Raw genomic sequence first — 11976 nt, forward strand, 5'->3', positions numbered from 1 at the left:
AGCTAACGATGCAGATTGTTATAGTAGGTGGTGGATTAGTTGGCGCTAGTGCAGCGGTTGCTGCGGTGCGTGCGGGTCATCAGGTAACGCTATTGGAACGCGGCGCAGCGCCCGATGCTGGCGCAGCGAGCGACGACTGGGATTTGCGTATTTCGTCGGTGCACCAAACCAATGTCGCCTGGCTGGAAGAATTAGGTGTCTGGGCACAGGTGGAGCCGACGAAGTTTCTAAGTTATGACGGACTGAGCGTGACCACTCGCGATCGTCAGACGTTGAACTTTTCTGCCCAAGAAGTTGCCGCCGAACGGTTAGGCGTGATGGTCGAGAACGATGCTCTGGTGCGTGCCTGCTGGCAAGTTTTACGCACACATGATTCCGCTACGTTACTACCTGAAACTGAAGTAAAGGGCTATGGGCTAGCGCAACGAGCGATAACACTTAGCGATGGTCAGACACTGAATTACGATCTGCTCATCGGCGCCGATGGCGCAAACTCTGCCGTTGCCAAAGCTGCTGGCATAGGCGTGCGCGGATGGGATTACGGCATGCGTTGCCTGTTGGCAATTGCCGAAGTTGAACAACCGTTACCCGCCGCAACATGGGAAGTCTTCCGTGCTGAAGGTCCTTATGCACTATTGCCGTTAGGTGAACATCTGGCCTGTTTAATTGATTACCGTACTGAAGAAGAATGGCGCAACGCCGCAACTGCTGAAGTTGAACAAAAACTGCAGGCAACCTTCACCGATGTCATCGGTCCCTACAAACTGCAGAAACATGCAAGCTTTCCGCTGCGGCGCCAACGTGCATTACGTTATTTCGACCCGTGCGGTGTAGCATTGATTGGCGATGCTGCACACAGTATTCATCCGCTAGCGGGGCAGGGTGTAAACTTGGGTTTTACTGATGTGCAGGTGCTTTTTGAACAACTTGCAAAAGAGCCACTGACCACAGCTCTGGCTAACTACGAACGCCAGCAAGTAAAAGTAAATCAACAAATGATGCGCGCCATGGATGCCATTCATTGGGGCTTCCGGAGCGAGCATTTTCTACCGCGAGCAGCGGTGGCACTGGGCTTAATTGCAGTTGGGCAAATGAAGCCCCTGAAGCAACACATTATTAAAGCCGCTATGGGATGGAAGTAATGATGCGAAAATTCATGAGTGTCTTCGGTTTGGTGTTCTTACTCAGCGGTTGCGCTGCTGAGGGCTGGTATCACAGCTGGGAGGATGAGCGTCTCGAACGCTGCCAATATGCGAAAAGCAGTGCAGAGCGTCGTGAGTGTGAATTAGAGGCAACGAAGAGTTACCAAGAGTACAAGCGTGAGCGTGAACAAGCGCTGAAAGCGACCGAAAATCAGACATAAAAAAACCGCCGAAGGGCGGTTTCTTTGCATCGTTGCGGCCACCATGTATGAAATGGTGCGGAGGGAGGGACTTGAACCCTCACGTCCTTTCGGACACTAGCACCTGAAGCTAGCGCGTCTACCAATTCCGCCACCACCGCAACAAGCAGTGAGATGGCTGGGGTACCAGGATTTGAACCTGGGAATGGCGGGATCAAAACCCGCTGCCTTACCGCTTGGCTATACCCCAACTCTCGGAAAACAGCTTTTAAGTGGCTGGGGTACCAGGATTTGAACCTGGGAATGGCGGGATCAAAACCCGCTGCCTTACCGCTTGGCTATACCCCAACTTAGGCTTAAAAACTTGCGCTCACCGTGAAAGGTTGGTGCGGACGGAGAGACTTGAACTCTCACGCCGTGAGGCACTGGAACCTAAATCCAGCGTGTCTACCAATTCCACCACGTCCGCCCATTGCAATTTGGTTGGTGGCTACGGCGAGATTCGAACTTGCGACCCCAGCATTATGAGTGCTGTGCTCTAACCAGCTGAGCTACGTAGCCATACCAAAATTTTTCAAACTGCGCTCGGTGAGTGCGGCGCGTATTATGCAAATCAGGGACTCAAGCGTCAACCTCTTTTTCGCAAAAAAACGCGTTTGCTGGCGCGATTGCTCAAAAAACCGTTTGTTTGGTTATTTAATCAACGTGATTGGGTGAGAAGGGCATTGTTAGTGCTCGGGGAAATGTATCTGAAGAGAGTTTGTTGACTAAGTAATGTAAGCGATGCTTTGACAGTGGCTTCTAATAGGTGCTAATACCTGTACCCGTTGATTGCTTGGAGTATTTTTATGGATGTAAAATTTTCCGAAGATGTAATTCCACTATCAGATCTAAAAATTAACCCTGACAAGCTCGTTGAGCGAGTAAAGGATACACATCGACCTATCTTGCTTACCAGTCGAGGTCGGGGTATCGCTGTTGTCCAGTGCCTAGAAGATTATGATAATACCGCAGAGGAGTTACGGTTTGTAAAGGCTGCGGAGCAAGGACTCATCGAGGTTTGTGAAGGTGATTCGGTATCGTTGGAGGGCGCCAAGAAAACCTTAGGAATCGAGTAAATTGAATTTTCAGGAGTACCACAAAGAATAAAATGTATCAGACATCGGTAACGAATTCGTGGTTGCCATACGGGTACCTCGTGAACCCCTTCGAGCCTGTGACCTTTGCCTCGCGACAAAAAACTCCACCTTGTAACTGGGCATTGGGAGTGTAGGGTAGGGTATGGTGTAATTTAACCGTATCAATACGAGGGGTTAAAAATGAAAGAATCTATTGATGAGGAAACAATACGGTGTCTGGGAAAGGCTTTATCGAATTCAGCGTGGAATGCTTGAGGTTGATGAGAACATGCTTCTTCTCTCTTCTCGTCAACGACAACCGCTTAAATACCTTAATGATAGGACGGTAGCCGTAAATACCTTTAAAGACTCGAGATACTGTAATACTTAATTTTTTAGTATGTCTATGCCATCGACATGACAAAATTACGTGTCGATTGTTTCGTGTTTTATCGACATGAAAGGCTGTTGTATGAAGTGAAAACATTTGGATCATACCCTGCACCTTTCCAATTCTGTTCAACTTTCCACTTATGGTCGCCCTGATTTTTCGGGGGGATTACAGGGCGAATTCAGTCACCGCTAAGTTAATCCGCAGAGCTGAATAGCGAGGAGGGAACCTTCCCTCCTCTTATCATTTAAGTTGCCGTCCGCAACGCAATATAAACTGCGATTTATCGGCGATATTTAAAGTTCCTTAGTACTTCTGCTTTAAACTGTCTTGGTGCTCGCCAATCACTAGGGGTGTTCGGTATCGATATACGTCTTTTTCCGTTGGGAGACACAATCTTTCCATGCTTTTTCCCTCTTTGATAAACGTACCCTCGCTTTACCAGCAACTTAACCAGCTTGTTAATTTGATCATTATTTGAGTATTTGTGATTCTTCACGACGATTCCTTACTCGCTGTAACGACTTGCGAATGCGCGCATATCGAAAGGAATCTGACTTAGCGCCTTTTGAACACCCACTTGTAAAATCGGTTTGCTCTGTAGGTGCCCACTGGTCGGGTTTACATTTTGATAAAACTGGCCTTGTGGGTTGATCATTAAATAGGACTGCCACATGTCATCATTATCCTCAATGATCAACCTTGGATAGCTCCGCAGGTGGCGATCTACGTATGCATAGTATTGTGTATCAGTAACGACTTGAGACGCATCGTGAACCGGCAATACACGAAGTAGCTTCCATTTATCAGGCTGAATTTGGTTGATTAGCGCTGACAGGTCTTCGCGAACATTGAACGGGTTGACGACGGTGTTTAGCTTTAGCTTACCTAGTGGATTGAGGTGCCGGAATGAACGGCATAGTTCAAGCAGTTGCCTCGGGCTTAACCAACGCTTATGGCGATCGGTGCGCCCAATAGATTGCGCAATCAATTCATCGGCTGTATCGAAACTGATGCCCAGCATATCAAGGCTTGGTGCGACCTCGCGCATCATCTTATCATTGAGAAAGTGCCCGTTGGTGATGACCGATGTTTGAAATCCGAGCGCCTTTGCTTTTACTAATGCCCTAGTAAAGTATTTACCTAGCATCATTGGTTCGCCACCGGCGAAATTAATACGAACGCGCTGATAGCCGAGTTGCTCTCGAATAGGGTTAGAATTGAAAAAGTAGTCGGCAAGTGAATTGAGTAACGCGTCTACCTGTCCTGAATGGCCATAAAGCTCTTTACTACTAGGCTCGTCATTCCATTTAGCGTAGCAGTATGCACACCGAAAATTGCATGCCTCGGTCATATGAAAATTGATAACAAGTTCTTGAGTGCGAATAGTCATTATTTCTCTCCGTTAATTTAAGTCGCGGGAGAGATGATTTATTAGTGCAGTGCACTAAAAAGACTTTTTATTGATTTTTGAAAAGACTTATCAGCTGGTCAAACTCGTAAGCTTCTTGATAGCCGCGTTCCACTGACTCAATGAGCTCACGGTAGGTCTCACTCTGGGCACCAAGCTTTTTAATCCGTGCGCAATGACTCATTGCTTCAACCCAGTCCTGACGAAGATAAGCAGACAGTAACGAATCATGAACATCCAAAGATGCGGTCTGCGCCAGTAAGGCTTGTAACAAACCTATATTACTACCAAGCGCAAGCTGCGGAAGAGTTTGAAAGGGGTTGGGAAGCGTTTTATGTCTTAAGTCGAACGTTTCGATATCATTTAAGCCGCCTATTAAAAGCTGAGACTTAGAACTCAAAAGCGCCACGCCAACAAGAGCCTGCTTATCCAAAATTAAGCTACGAACTATTTCCGCGCTTTCTTCCCTCACTTTTACATCATCGAAGATAGACTTCACACGCTTAGGATCTGGAAAGAATGCATTCAGCAAAAGAGCATTGTAGAGCGTAACTTCACCAGATGTACTAGTAATGAACCACTGCTTCCTGTGTATGCCTTGCTCAGCTTCGGCTTGAACGAGACCGTTACGAACAAAAGACATTGCTTTGTCTTTGAGTATCTTGCTGTCTTCAGCTGATGAGATATTAAATACTTTCCGTAAAAGCTCTGGAATTTTATAACGCATGCTATCGGCAAACACCTTGCTGCAGGATTCTATCAATCGAGGTGTGTCTATTATCCGAACTTTCGTCGTCTGAAATGGCAACTCTTCGCGCCGATTCGAAAAGAGAATATTTCCCCAGCCGCCGGCACTGATACTGTTTCATCACACCTAAGCAATAACCGGCGCGCATTGCATCAGCAAGAGACGTGGTTTGGCTTGCAAGGAATCGCTTCTCATTATGTGCGTTATAAATTTCAGTGACTGCCTGGCAGGCACCGATTAAAAATTCAGCATCTGGTTTCTCAAAACTACCTTTTGCATCGGCCGCTAACGGCATGAGGCTAATGAGTACAATTAGTGTGGGTATTAAGCTTTTAAACATGATCCTGCTTTTCTTCCCTGAGTGTGACTTTTTCTGGAGGCGATGTAGCTGAAACAGCTTGTGAAAACTTGAGCTTACCCTTTGGTGCGATGGCAAATATTAAGAGCAACAGAGATGCATTGTAAGCTAAGTTCCAGTACTCCTGCTTATTGTTCATCAGTAGTTGATTGTTGTAAGAGCTCAGTGAGCCAAAGAGGAGTTCAGAGCTAATGAATACAAACGTATGAATGCCAATTGCAGTGAAGTATCGGTAAATGGCGTTGCCAACTTTAGCAGAGTGTTTTCTCACTTTTACGATGTAGCGTGCTGAAAGAAGCGTAAACCCTGTTAGGAACAAAATCTCCATGTTGCTCAGGTCATGCCAACCTGCGTCGTTAGGAAAAACCGTAGCCGGAAGCCCCCAAAGTGCGATGGCGAAAAGGGCAGAAGAGATAATGAAAAATGACGCTTTAAAGAGCCAGTGTAAGCCAGTGCTGAGAAGCTCGTCCCAAGTCATGGTGTAATTAGTTTTATTCAAGTGAAATCCCTTTGCTAAATTCCTTATGAGCGCCGGCTCGCTTTTTCTATTTTCGATGTGTAAGTTATTAAGTAAATACCGACTATATTGAGTCGAGTCCGCGACTGCAATGGTAATGTTGCTATTTGACCATGGATTTTAGGCAAGAGAACAATGGATAAGGAGCAGGGAATTATGAATACGGCGAAGCTTACCCCAGAGGAAGTGCATTTAAGAGCATGCCAAGCTTTAGTGTCGCTTTTTCGAGATCAAGTGGAATCGAACATTGAGTGTGTTCATTCTCGTATTTTCAATTATGTGTTACACCCAGAGCAACGCTACGTTCATTGCGCTCATTCTGAAGCTGTTAAGGAGGGCGTGAAAACTCACCCAGAACACGTAGTGCCGTGCGCGCTAATGATAAGAGAGTGTTTCTCGTTCATAAAAGAAGGAAAATATTCCGATGATGAAATTGCAGGATTCCTTCAAAAGCACTGGAAAATCGTGACCATCACCAAAGAAGAGGCGAAACGCTTAGATTCAGAGCTTGGGCTAAAATCGACCATGCCAGAGGGTTGGCACCTCGATAGCGAAGACACTTTTGCAAGATTCAAACAAGCTAACATCAAGATAATAAAATCAAGTTCATAGCGTTTTGATGAATGAATTTTGCATGTAATAAAAAGGAAAATGTACATGGCAGTAAAAAAATGCAAAAGCTGTAACAAGCCAGCTGAGAAGCTTTACGATAAAGGGCACTGTCAAGCTTGTATGTGGGTGACGGTGGGCGAGAAAGGTGCTGATATGTTTTTCGCCAAAGCTGAGGCATGGGCGACACAATACGTATCACCCGCGGTGTTCAAGATGATAGTGGGTGGTATCTTTCTACTGTTCTTATATCTGCTTTTTACCTAACATCTTAGGTTGAATTATTAGAGTATTAAGCAGTTGGGCTCAGGATAAAACTACGAATCCTATAAATATTGTGGTTTTACTAAAGCCGTCGTTGTCCTGTCCCAAACGACAAATCCATGTCCCAGGACACCATAAAAAGACAAAACGACAGCACCAAGACAAATCAGCGAAAATTACAAAAGTGTGGGACTAACTGTGGGACTTTTTGAGTTATCGGCACTATAAAGACACGAAGATGCGATACAGGCCAGTAAAAATGGCGCACCCGGCAGGAGTCGAACCTGCGGCCTCTGCCTCCGGAGGGCAGTCTCGGGTTCGGTGGTAAATCGTTAAAGCTAGGCGTGGTAAGGGTTTAAACGGTGTTGTGGCTTTTTGTTTGGCATCAAAATCGGCACTTTTGAGACCATTTAATGACAAAGTTAGTCACAGAAAACCGACGCCGGAATTTCAATTTTTGACCTTTGCCTCGCGACAAAAAATTCTGAACATCCGAAAAATCCTGAGTTTTTAGGTGGAAAAAATTCCACTTTTTAACCGGACTTTAGGTGTGTAGATTAGCCTATAATTTAATAATGCCAACAAACGAGATCGCTTTATTCCAAATATCGGAACTAACGCCGTTCGTTCAAAAAGCGATTAATTAGGTCTTGATGTTCGGCTAAACGCTCAATAATATCAGCAAAGCTATCAGGGGCACTGAAGAACATTCCACCGCTTACGGACTGGTCGTAATCTTTTTTGATATCTTCGAGCAGCCGCCCCGTTGGAATTAACACCAGCTCACCGGAAAGAATGGCTTCAAAGAAAACGCCTCGAGTAGCCCACCTTGCCGACTTCATCGCTACCACGTCCTGCAGTGCTTTCATGTTTTGGTACGAACCTTCATAGAGATTTTGCAGAATACAGTCTACATCATACCAATGTCTGGATAACCGCACCGTATCAGGCGAGTTCTCTTGCGTGCAGAATTGATGAAGTGCGGTTAGCTTTTCCCAAATAATGTAATCGGGGTGGTAAGCCTCTACTGTAGCTATCGGTAACGTATGGGACCCTGCAACCGCATCTATTTCTGAGAGGTAAGTCGTTACCGGTTTAGAAACCGTCGGCCGGCCCCGATTACGGCCGCCAAATTCGAGCAGTATATGCTCTAACTGATAAGAATCATCTTGGAATGCCACATGTGGGAAGTGAACGTCGATTTTCTCACCACCAGAGTCTTCTTCAATTTCAGCGCTGAGTCCCTCAATGCCATAATCTGAAAGTCTGCTATTCAATCTTTGAACAAACTCGTTGGTCCAGCCTTCTAAACGCTCTCTCTGCTCACGTCTAAATTTACGTTGCTGACTCGGATTCCGTGTTGTCTGCGTCCAAGCAGCAGCTTCATCATCTGATTCTGCTAAGTCAGCCCAATGAATCGATAAATCAATATCCTCAGAGAATCGCTCAATGGTGCTATAGCACTTGCTCAGGGCTGTTCCACCTTTGAAGGCCACATCATGGCTATCTAATAAATCCTCTTCGTATAGCAACCGCAAAATTTCGGTTACCCAAATATCTTTCTCTAAAAAATTAGCGGCCAAACCTCTTGCGGAGTTCTGTGCTGCATAGTCGAGGATTAATTTTAGTTCCGCTCGTTTCGCTTCAGTTCTATAGTAATCAAATATGTCCATCACACTGTCGCACTCTCAACTTGCGCTAGCTTTTGGCGCCATTGCGAATTCAGCGTAGAATGCTTGAGGTTGCTGAGAACACGCTCCTTCTCACTTCCCGTCAACGATAACCGCTTAAATACCTTGCGGAACTGCTCGGGCTTGAAGTGTTCTGGCTCCATCACCGAAAGGCCTCGAAGAATCATACCTTCAGGTTGGTTCAGCCACTTAAGCTTACTCGATGCGACGTGCTTCACTTCAACAGTTGAATTCCCCACTTTAAATTCACGCGATGGGCCGTTCGTCCAATAAATGGTTCGGGCAGGAGCCTGAGTTTGCAGTCCAATGCGATATGCCGCTTCAAAGCCATTCGAAACAAGTTTGTACCCGTAATTTCTCGCCCAAGCTTTTGCGACCTCTTCTGGGCTGGGCATTACCTTCGCCCCCGGTAAGTTTTCTATTGACTTAGGACGAACGTAAAAGCCTTTTGACACACGCACAATCTCGCCTGACTTCGCCAATCGGCTAAAAGCCTTCTGGACAGCACTTTCCGTGCCTAGCTCATAAAATCCCTCTATGGAAAAAGGAACACCTTTTCTCATGCGAGCAATCCGAGACTCAATTTGTGCGGTGATAGACATTGAGATAATCCTGACTATGAAATGCTGTGTTGATTAAATATACACCTTTAATTGCCCAATGTACATGGTCATTGATGTCAGGATTGTTTGATCCACCTAACCAATTATTTGGGTAAGGGTAAGACGGTGGCTGTAAATACTTCTAAAGACTCGAGATGCGTACTTTTACCTATGTCGAGTCTATCGACGCAACAGGATTGTTTGTCGATTATTTCGTGTTTTATCGACATGAAAGGCCGTTGGATGAAGTAAAAATATTTGGGTCATATTCTGCATTTTTTCGCTATTATTCAACTTTCCCCCTAAAATTGCTTCGATTCTTAGGGGGATTACAGCGATCCCGAACTGGGAAAAGTTGAAACTCGGTTTATTTAGATAAAATATCAACTAAAGTTATGGTAAGGCCTGATTTTTCCCGACTTTTTTAAGGTCACAAGACACTCTACGAGTGGGCTGTATTATTTGATGGGATAGTTACACTGGAACGTTAATACTTGATGTCTTGAGAGGGAAAATGTAATCCTCAACTTAATTAGAAACTATCAAAGATAATCCACCTTACTGTGAATGAGTGTCCTGAAACGAATGGACTCTTCACACAAATTCACGATTTAAATTAGAAAGTGTGGGACGACATGGCAAAATATGAAGTAAAGCAAACAGCGATCAGTCAAATTCTTGCTGACGTTCGTAGCGATAAAATAGCAATTCCGGAACTACAACGACCATTTGTTTGGAAAACATCTCAGGTCAGGGACTTAATTGACTCACTTTACAACGGTTATCCGGTTGGTTATCTGATAACGTGGCAATCTGTTGGCGCCAAATTAAAGGGGGGAGCTGTCGCAGCACATCAACAAATACTAATCGATGGCCAACAACGAGTAACAGCGTTGAGGGCCGCAATTGCGGGACAAACGGTGATTGGTAACCGTTATGAAAAAAAGCGGATCGCTATTTCGTTTAATCCTGTAACGGAAGAGTTTGCGACGAGAACGCCAGCGATTACCAATAGCTCCCAATGGATTCACGATATTAGTGAGTTTTTTTCCGGTTCCAGTCAGCTGAGCTTTCTGAGAAATTATTTCGCTAAAAATCCAGATGTTGATCAAGACCAAGTTGAACAAGCCTCGGCGAGACTCGCCGCTGTTGAGCATGCGCAAGTAGGTGTCATTTCATTGGCAGACGATTTGGATGTAGAAACGGTTGCAGAGATCTTCGTTCGGATCAATGCCAAAGGTGTTCCGCTATCAAGTGCTGATTTTGTAATGAGTAAAATTGCCACGTACGGCAATGAAGGGCGCAATCTTCGGAAGCTAATTGATTATTTCTGTCACCTGACGGTCTCTGGGCACGCATTTGATGATATTAAAGAGAACGATGAAGAGTTCGCAAAATCGGAGCATATTAGGAAAATTCAGTGGTTAAGTAATCAAACGGACGAGTTATTTCAACCTGACTATACCGATGTCATTCGTATTGCCGGTCTAGTTGGATTTAGTCGTGGTAAAGCCGGAGCAATTGTTAGTGAGCTATCCGGGCTTGACCCACAAACGAGAAAAATTGATGAAAATCTTATTCCAGCCGCGTATTCTCGTTTTGCGGAAGCATTAGATCTACTTGTGAGTAAGACGCATCTCGAGCGATTTGTAATGATGATCAAGTCTGCTGGGTATATCGATGCCAGCATGATTGGGTCAAAGAATGCATTAAATTTCGCATATGCACTTTACCTGCGCCTTCGACTGGACGATCAGCTGAATGAGGGAGAGAGAGCAAGAATTGTAAAACGCTGGTTCGTTATGACATTACTGACCGGAAGAGCCGTGGGAAGCTTTGAATCCACGTGGGAAACTGACTTGCGACGTATTAAGGACCACGGTGCGGAACAATACTTACGCACTCTTGAAGCCTCAGTTTTAAGTGATAGTTTTTGGGATGTAACTTTAGTTCAGGAGCTCGAGTCACCAAGCAAGCGTAGTCCTGCATTCCAAACATATTTAGCAGCAAGAGTTGCAAAAGGGGGGCGAGGATTCCTTTCGAAGTCGATTAATATCGCACAGATGATCGAGGGGCATGGCGACATGCACCACATAATTCCAAAGAATCACCTGATTCGTCATGGATTCCCGAAGCAGGGAGATTACAACCAGATTGCAAACTTTGCGTTGACCGAAACAGCAATTAACATCTCGATTAAAGACCGACCACCGAAAGAATACATGTTAATGGTTCTTGAACAGATTGAATCCGGAAATTTACTACTTGGCGAAATTTGTGATCAAGAAGATTTACAGAGAAATTTAGCCGAAAATGCTATTCCTGCGCTCATATTCAATACTACCGCAGAAAATTACAAAGAGTTCTTAGCAGGACGCCGTGTTTTAATGGCAACAATGATCAAAGAATATTATGACAGCCTTTGATCTTAAAGATGCGAAAACTCTACATGATCGTCTTCAATCTGTTTAAAACTCAATGGCAGCGAGGTGTCTAGCAAATCAGTGTCGATTCAGCTAGGTTATCTCACCCAGCGCAGCAAGATAATTGGCTAACATCTTTAGTAAACGTTTGAGCGCATAATTTTAAGCCTTCTACCATCGTAAGGTATGGGAAGAGCTCATCAGCCAACTCATTGACTGTCATTCCTGCTCTTATCGCCATTACAGCAGCTTGAATCAACTCACCGGCTTCTCCTGCGACGACTTGAACACCGAGCAGTCGGCCGCTGCCACTCTCTGCGACAATTTTTATAAACCCTTGGGTATTGAAGTTAACCAATGCCCGTGGGACATTTTTGTAATCCCCCCATTTTAAGCAGCAGTTATTCGTAGAATTAATGAACCGCTTGCGTTAATTGTTTGGGCGGAATGCCTCCGATGGCCGTGTTAGGCCGTTCGTTGTTATAAAGCCAAAGCCACTGAG

The 11976-nt window shown here is 45.1% G+C and carries 12 protein-coding genes, 5 tRNA genes and 1 pseudogene; 6 read left to right on the plus strand and 12 right to left on the minus strand.

Going from position 1 to position 11976, the window contains the following annotated elements:
* The first annotated feature begins 8 nt into the window (after positions 1 to 8).
* Together CWE21_RS08160 and CWE21_RS08165 are read left to right on the plus strand one after the other, a co-directional pair.
* Positions 9 to 1142, plus strand: coding sequence for an FAD-dependent oxidoreductase (locus tag CWE21_RS08160; RefSeq protein WP_126833947.1), 1134 nt, complete (start codon positions 9 to 11; stop codon positions 1140 to 1142).
* Positions 1142 to 1363: a membrane lipoprotein lipid attachment site-containing protein gene (locus CWE21_RS08165; protein ID WP_126833948.1), complete on the plus strand. Its 222-nt coding sequence runs from the start codon at positions 1142 to 1144 to the stop codon at positions 1361 to 1363. The genes CWE21_RS08160 and CWE21_RS08165 overlap by 1 nt, the downstream gene beginning before the upstream one ends.
* Before the next feature lie 53 nt (positions 1364 to 1416).
* Here the strand turns inward: CWE21_RS08165 and CWE21_RS08170 are convergent.
* The 5 genes from CWE21_RS08170 to CWE21_RS08190 form a co-directional block, all read right to left on the minus strand.
* Positions 1417 to 1503, minus strand: a tRNA-Leu gene (locus CWE21_RS08170).
* A 14-nt stretch (positions 1504 to 1517) separates the two neighbouring features.
* A tRNA-Gln gene (locus tag CWE21_RS08175) sits at positions 1518 to 1592 on the minus strand.
* Between the two features lie 23 nt (positions 1593 to 1615).
* Positions 1616 to 1690 (minus strand) — tRNA-Gln (locus tag CWE21_RS08180).
* A gap of 36 nt (positions 1691 to 1726) precedes the next feature.
* Positions 1727 to 1811: transfer RNA gene (locus tag CWE21_RS08185), tRNA-Leu, on the minus strand.
* Positions 1812 to 1826: 15 nt separating this feature from the next.
* Positions 1827 to 1903, minus strand: a tRNA-Met gene (locus tag CWE21_RS08190).
* Positions 1904 to 2190: 287 nt separating this feature from the next.
* On the opposite strand from CWE21_RS08190, the gene CWE21_RS08195 reads away from it, so the two are divergent.
* Positions 2191 to 2460: a type II toxin-antitoxin system Phd/YefM family antitoxin gene (locus tag CWE21_RS08195; RefSeq protein WP_126833949.1), complete on the plus strand. Its 270-nt coding sequence runs from the start codon at positions 2191 to 2193 to the stop codon at positions 2458 to 2460.
* Positions 2461 to 3359: 899 nt separating this feature from the next.
* On the opposite strand, the gene CWE21_RS08200 is transcribed toward CWE21_RS08195, so the two are convergent.
* The 4 genes from CWE21_RS08200 to CWE21_RS08215 all read right to left on the minus strand — a co-directional run bounded on the left by CWE21_RS08200 (position 3360) and on the right by CWE21_RS08215 (position 5867).
* A complete protein-coding gene (locus tag CWE21_RS08200; protein ID WP_126833950.1) occupies positions 3360 to 4244 on the minus strand; it encodes a viperin family antiviral radical SAM protein in 885 nt (294 codons plus the stop codon).
* Between the two features lie 67 nt (positions 4245 to 4311).
* The gene (locus tag CWE21_RS08205; RefSeq protein WP_126833951.1) at positions 4312 to 4989 is read right to left on the minus strand and encodes a hypothetical protein; all 678 of its coding nucleotides are present in this window, start codon (positions 4987 to 4989) and stop codon (positions 4312 to 4314) included.
* A gap of 1 nt (position 4990) precedes the next feature.
* Positions 4991 to 5350, minus strand: coding sequence for a hypothetical protein (locus CWE21_RS08210; RefSeq protein WP_126833952.1), 360 nt, complete (start codon positions 5348 to 5350; stop codon positions 4991 to 4993).
* Positions 5343 to 5867, minus strand: coding sequence for a hypothetical protein (locus tag CWE21_RS08215; protein WP_126833953.1), 525 nt, complete (start codon positions 5865 to 5867; stop codon positions 5343 to 5345). The genes CWE21_RS08210 and CWE21_RS08215 overlap by 8 nt, the downstream gene beginning before the upstream one ends.
* A 153-nt stretch (positions 5868 to 6020) precedes the next feature.
* On the opposite strand from CWE21_RS08215, the gene CWE21_RS08220 reads away from it, so the two are divergent.
* Positions 6021 to 6497: a hypothetical protein gene (locus CWE21_RS08220; RefSeq protein WP_198675086.1), complete on the plus strand. Its 477-nt coding sequence runs from the start codon at positions 6021 to 6023 to the stop codon at positions 6495 to 6497.
* Positions 6498 to 6542: 45 nt separating this feature from the next.
* On the plus strand, positions 6543 to 6761 hold the full coding sequence (locus CWE21_RS08225; protein ID WP_126833954.1) for a hypothetical protein: 219 nt from the start codon (positions 6543 to 6545) through the stop codon (positions 6759 to 6761).
* Between the two features lie 611 nt (positions 6762 to 7372).
* Here CWE21_RS08225 and CWE21_RS08230 read toward each other — a convergent pair.
* Complete coding sequence (locus tag CWE21_RS08230) at positions 7373 to 8431, minus strand: nucleotidyl transferase AbiEii/AbiGii toxin family protein (protein ID WP_241970252.1); 1059 nt, start codon at positions 8429 to 8431, stop codon at positions 7373 to 7375.
* The gene (locus CWE21_RS08235; protein ID WP_126772026.1) at positions 8431 to 9051 is read right to left on the minus strand and encodes a DUF6088 family protein; all 621 of its coding nucleotides are present in this window, start codon (positions 9049 to 9051) and stop codon (positions 8431 to 8433) included. Before CWE21_RS08235 ends, CWE21_RS08230 begins: the two co-directional genes overlap by 1 nt.
* A 635-nt stretch (positions 9052 to 9686) precedes the next feature.
* Here CWE21_RS08235 and CWE21_RS08240 point away from each other — a divergent pair.
* Positions 9687 to 11477, plus strand: coding sequence for a GmrSD restriction endonuclease domain-containing protein (locus tag CWE21_RS08240; protein ID WP_126833956.1), 1791 nt, complete (start codon positions 9687 to 9689; stop codon positions 11475 to 11477).
* 100 nt (positions 11478 to 11577) lie between these two features.
* Here CWE21_RS08240 and CWE21_RS08245 read toward each other — a convergent pair.
* Positions 11578 to 11850, minus strand: a pseudogene (locus CWE21_RS08245) (mercury(II) reductase); the annotation flags it as partial.
* Positions 11851 to 11976 lie beyond the last annotated feature (126 nt).

Source organism: Pseudidiomarina aquimaris, assembly GCF_003987395.1.
Taxonomy (GTDB): domain Bacteria; phylum Pseudomonadota; class Gammaproteobacteria; order Enterobacterales; family Alteromonadaceae; genus Pseudidiomarina; species Pseudidiomarina aquimaris.

Coding starts and splice junctions, on each gene's coding strand:
- CWE21_RS08230 (WP_241970252.1), bottom strand. CDS start 8,431: ATGGACATATTTGATTACTATAGAACTGAAGCGAAACGAGCGGAACTA.
- CWE21_RS08205 (WP_126833951.1), bottom strand. CDS start 4,989: ATGCGTTATAAAATTCCAGAGCTTTTACGGAAAGTATTTAATATCTCA.
- CWE21_RS08165 (WP_126833948.1), top strand. CDS start 1,142: ATGATGCGAAAATTCATGAGTGTCTTCGGTTTGGTGTTCTTACTCAGC.
- CWE21_RS08210 (WP_126833952.1), bottom strand. CDS start 5,350: ATGTTTAAAAGCTTAATACCCACACTAATTGTACTCATTAGCCTCATG.
- CWE21_RS08195 (WP_126833949.1), top strand. CDS start 2,191: ATGGATGTAAAATTTTCCGAAGATGTAATTCCACTATCAGATCTAAAA.
- CWE21_RS08160 (WP_126833947.1), top strand. CDS start 9: ATGCAGATTGTTATAGTAGGTGGTGGATTAGTTGGCGCTAGTGCAGCG.
- CWE21_RS08240 (WP_126833956.1), top strand. CDS start 9,687: ATGGCAAAATATGAAGTAAAGCAAACAGCGATCAGTCAAATTCTTGCT.
- CWE21_RS08200 (WP_126833950.1), bottom strand. CDS start 4,244: ATGACTATTCGCACTCAAGAACTTGTTATCAATTTTCATATGACCGAG.
- CWE21_RS08225 (WP_126833954.1), top strand. CDS start 6,543: ATGGCAGTAAAAAAATGCAAAAGCTGTAACAAGCCAGCTGAGAAGCTT.
- CWE21_RS08220 (WP_198675086.1), top strand. CDS start 6,021: ATGGATAAGGAGCAGGGAATTATGAATACGGCGAAGCTTACCCCAGAG.
- CWE21_RS08235 (WP_126772026.1), bottom strand. CDS start 9,051: ATGTCTATCACCGCACAAATTGAGTCTCGGATTGCTCGCATGAGAAAA.